General features: G+C 71.7%; 1 protein-coding gene. It reads left to right on the top strand.

Features of this window, described 5'->3' with window-relative positions:
• Positions 1 to 593, top strand: a 593-nt coding sequence (locus HV798_RS31570) for a phage baseplate assembly protein V (protein WP_175216642.1), incomplete at both ends; no start/stop codon positions are given.

The following is a 593-nucleotide window of genomic DNA, read 5'->3' as shown; positions in this document are numbered from 1 at the left end:
CGCCCTCGGTCCACGGCGTGCACACCGCCGTGGTCACCGACGCCGAAGGCGGCACGCAACCCAGGCAAAGCGACGAGATCCTGCGCAACAAGCGCGGCGACGTGCGCATCAAATTCCATTGGCAGGCGGGCAGCCAGGACGGCGAGGCCAGCAGCCGCTGGGTGCGCGTGGCGCAGCGCCAGTCCGGCGCCGGCATGGGCATCAGCTTCGTGCCGCGCATCGGGCAAGAGGTGCTGGTGCGCTTTCTGGACGACGACATCGACCAGCCCATCGTCGTGGGTGCGCTGTACAACGGCCGCGGCGAAGGCGGCACGCCCGCCACGCCCGGCGGGCGCGCAGGCAGCGCGGCCGATACGCAGGTCTACGCCGCGGCGCGCGACAACGCGCCCAGCGCCCAGGCCAACCTGGCCGCGGGCAACGCGCCGGCCTGGCACGGCGCGGCCGCAGGCGAAGACAACCACCGCAACGCGGCCGCGCTCACTGGCTTCAAGAGCAAGGAATTCGGCGGCGCGGGCTACAACCAGATCGTGTTCGACGACACCGACGGCCAGCTGCGCATGCAGGTCAAGAGCAGCCAGGACGCCTCGGAACTG

The sequence above is a fragment of the Achromobacter deleyi genome (assembly GCF_902859705.1).
GTDB classification, from domain to species: domain Bacteria; phylum Pseudomonadota; class Gammaproteobacteria; order Burkholderiales; family Burkholderiaceae_B; genus Achromobacter; species Achromobacter deleyi.
The sequence above is the reverse complement of the archived record's forward strand: the minus strand, read 5'-3'. Positions and strand labels throughout refer to the sequence as shown.